Raw genomic sequence first — 3672 nt, 5'->3', positions numbered from 1 at the left:
GTATTGACCAATACGGTGAGAGCATATCTTAACCGATGACTTCGATATCAATATCTCTTGGACGCGCAACAACCTTAACCGTGGCTTCTTCCCTACTGAAGGTAACCACCAACGTGCTTTCGCGAAAATAACCGTACCAGGCTCGGATGCGAAATACTTCAAAGCGCAATACGATGTAAAACATTACATTCCGTTGACTAAAAAGCATGAGTTCACACTATTGATGCGTGGTCGATTAGGCTATGGTAACGGTTATGGTCAAACGGATGGTAATGATAACTTGTTCCCATTCTACGAAAACTACTACGCGGGTGGTTTTACAACACTACGTGGTTTTGGTTCGAACTCAGCTGGTCCAAAAGCTGTTTACGGAAATAGCACGGGCAACAACCCGACGTACAATTCTGCAACCGATGATTCGGTTGGTGGTAATGCGGTTGCTTTGGCTAGCGTAGAGTTAATCGTACCAACACCGTTTGCTTCTGATGAAGCGCGCAGTCAGATTCGAACTAGCGTGTTCTTCGATATGGCAAGTGTATGGGATACCGAATTCGTAGACCGTGGCGTACCTAATAGCGGTCAACAGTACTACTACGATTACTCTGACCCAACAAATTACCGTTCATCTTATGGTGCCGCTCTTCAGTGGATGTCACCGATGGGACCATTGGTTTTCTCTCTAGCGAAACCAATTAAAATCTACGAAGGCGATGACGAAGAATTCTTCACATTCACCATTGGTAGAACTTTCTAATCTTTAAAGGACAATATTTTGAAAAATATGATTAAAGCAGCAGGTTTAGGCCTTGTAGTTCTTAGCTCTTCTTTCTTTGCAACAGCGGCTGAAGCTGCGCAAAAAGTGGGCTATGTAAATACTGCACAAGTATTCCAGGCTCTACCTCAGCGTGAAGTTGTTCTTCAAAAAATGCAGGAAGAGTTCAAAGATAAAGCTGCTGAGCTTCAAAGTATCCAAGCTGAAGCTAAGACTAAGATTGAAAAGCTTAAGCGTGATGGTGAGCTATTAGGGCCTGATGAAGTAGAGAAACTTCGTATTGAAGTCGGCCAACTAGACAGCAAATACAAAATCAAAGCTCAAGCATTAGAAAAAGCAAGCCAACGTCGTGAAGCACAAGAGAAGCAGAAGCTATTCAAAGTAATTCAAGATGCTGTAACTAAAGTTGCAGAGAAAGAAGGCTACGACATGATCGTTGATATTCAAGCTCTGCAGTACGGTAAGCCAGAATACAACATCTCTGAAAAAGTAATTAAATCACTGAAATAAGTTTTATGAAGAATCTGACCTTAGCCGAATTGGCAACGATTACCGGTGGAGAGCTACACGGAGACGGTGCAGTTACCGTTTCAGCAGTCGCTCCTATGGATAAAGCGCAAGAAGGAAATATTACGTTCCTTTCGAACGTGAAGTACAGCAAGCACCTTGGCGACTGTAAAGCATCCGCTATTATGGTTAAAGAGAGCGAGCGTGAACTGTGTAAGACCAACGTTATTGTGGTCAGCGACCCTTATGTTGCTTTTGCTAAGGTTGCTCAAGCGCTTGATACCACGCCAGCGCCAGCTGCTGGTATTGCTGATTCTGCTTCAATTTTAGGCGACGCGACCATTGGACAAAATGTGTCTATTGGTGCCAATGCTGTGATTGAAACTGGCGTAGTGCTTGGTGATGACGTCGTTATCGGTGCTGGTTGCTTTATTGGTCAAAATGCAAAAATTGGCGCAGGTACTAAGCTTTGGGCTAACGTAAGTGTTTACCATGAAGTGGTGATTGGCGAAGCATGTTTGATTCAATCTAGTACAGTGATTGGATCCGATGGTTTTGGTTATGCGAATGAGAAAGGCGAGTGGGTTAAGATCCCGCAAGTCGGTTCAGTTCGTGTTGGTAACCGCGTAGAAATCGGCGCGTGTACTACCGTTGACCGTGGCGCATTAGATGACACTATTATTGAAGATAACGTTATCTTAGATAACCAACTTCAGATAGCTCATAATGTTCACATCGGATATGGTTCTGCTATTGCAGGTGGTACTATCATTGCCGGCAGCACAACGATAGGTAAGTACTGTATTATTGGTGGCGGTTGTGTGATTAATGGTCATATAGAAATCGTTGACGGCGTTACAATCACCGGTATGGGGATGGTAATGCGCAGTATCACCGAAAAAGGCATGTACTCTTCAGGTATTCCTTTACAGCCAAATAAAGATTGGCGTAAAACAGCAACGCGAGTTCATCGTATTGATGAAATGAACAAGCGTTTGAAAACCGTTGAAAAACTTATCGAGAACAGCGCGGAATCATAATTCCAGCATTTCTAATAAAAGGCTCGCGTACAGCGAGTCTTTTTCGTTTATAATCCTTCTCATTAAATAAAGAATATACATAGGAATACGACTTTGACTACTGAACAGACAACGATGAACATTACTGAAATTCAGGAACTATTACCTCATCGCTACCCATTCTTAATGGTTGATCGTGTGACTAGCTTTGAAAAAGAAAAGACACTGACTGCGATTAAGAATGTTTCTGTTAACGAACCTCAGTTCACAGGCCACTTCCCACAACTTCCTGTATTCCCAGGTGTGTTGATCTTAGAAGCAATGGCGCAAGCAACAGGTCTTCTAGCATTTAAATCTTTTGGTGCTCCTTCTGGTAATGAGCTTTACTACTTTGCTAGCGTAGATAAAGCGAAGTTCCGCAAGCCAGTAGTGCCAGGTGACCAATTGGTTATCGAAGTTGAGTTCTTAAAAGAACGTCGTGGCATTGCATCGTTCAACGGTGTAGCGAAAGTTGACGGCGTAGTTGTATGTTCAGCTGAACTTAAATGTGCTCGTAGAGAGTTTTAATATGATTCATGAAACAGCGAAAATTCACCCGGCAGCAGTAATCGAAGGTGATGTAACTATCGGTGCTAACGTGACGGTTGGTCCTTTCACTTACATTGCTGGTAACGTGACAATTGGTGATGACACTGAAGTGATGTCGCATGTTGTGATCAAAGGTCACACGACAATTGGTAAGCAAAACCGAATCTTCCCACACGCAGTGATTGGAGAAGAAAACCAAGATAAGAAATACGGTGGTGAAGACACGACTGTTGTGATCGGTGACCGTAATGTGATTCGTGAAGCAGTTCAGATCCACCGTGGTACAACTCAAGACAAAGCTACCACTGTGATTGGCGATGACAACTTACTTTGTGTAAATGCTCACGTAGCGCATGATGTTATTGTTGGTAACCATACTCACATTGGTAACAATGCTATTCTTGGTGGCCACGTAACCGTTGGCGATTATGCGGGTGTTATGGCGCTTTCTGCTATTCACCCATTTTGTTCTATTGGTGCTTATGCGTACATTGGCGGCTGTTCTGCGGTTGTTCAAGATGTACTGCCGTACGTGCTTGCACAGGGTAATCATGCCGCTCCATTCGGCCTCAACCTAGTGGGCTTGAAGCGTAACGGATTTGAGAAACCAGAAATTCGAGCATTACAGAAAGCGTACAAAGAGTTATACCGTTCAGGCAAAACACTTGAAGAAGCGAAAGCCGCTTTAGTTGAAATGGCGAAAGAGTTTGCTTCGGTAACTCCTATGTTAGAAATGCTAGAGAGCTCTGAGCGCGGTATTATTCGTTAATACTTGATGTGGTTATG

4 protein-coding genes and 1 pseudogene are annotated in these 3672 nt (G+C 43.4%); all 5 read left to right on the top strand.

From position 1 onward, the window contains the following. Window positions 1-754 (top strand): annotated as a pseudogene (locus AB4496_RS06575) (BamA/TamA family outer membrane protein); the annotation flags it as partial. 27 nt (window positions 755-781) lie between these two features. Next, a complete protein-coding gene (locus tag AB4496_RS06570; protein WP_009847410.1) occupies window positions 782-1282 on the top strand; it encodes an OmpH family outer membrane protein in 501 nt (166 codons plus the stop codon). A 5-nt stretch (window positions 1283-1287) separates the two neighbouring features. Further along, entirely contained in the window at window positions 1288-2319 is a 1032-nt protein-coding gene (gene lpxD, locus AB4496_RS06565; RefSeq protein WP_009847409.1) for a UDP-3-O-(3-hydroxymyristoyl)glucosamine N-acyltransferase, read from the top strand. A 93-nt stretch (window positions 2320-2412) separates the two neighbouring features. Next, on the top strand, window positions 2413-2865 hold the full coding sequence (fabZ, locus tag AB4496_RS06560; protein WP_009847408.1) for a 3-hydroxyacyl-ACP dehydratase FabZ: 453 nt from the start codon (window positions 2413-2415) through the stop codon (window positions 2863-2865). 1 nt (window position 2866) lies between these two features. Further along, window positions 2867-3655 (top strand): acyl-ACP--UDP-N-acetylglucosamine O-acyltransferase, encoded by a 789-nt coding sequence (gene lpxA, locus AB4496_RS06555; protein WP_009847407.1) that lies wholly within the window; start codon window positions 2867-2869, stop codon window positions 3653-3655. The last annotated feature ends 17 nt before the right edge of the window (window positions 3656-3672 follow it).

It is taken from the genome of Vibrio sp. 10N.222.46.A1 (genome assembly GCF_041473595.1).
Classification (GTDB): domain Bacteria; phylum Pseudomonadota; class Gammaproteobacteria; order Enterobacterales; family Vibrionaceae; genus Vibrio; species Vibrio tasmaniensis_A.
The sequence above is the reverse complement of the archived record's forward strand: the minus strand, read 5'-3'. Positions and strand labels throughout refer to the sequence as shown.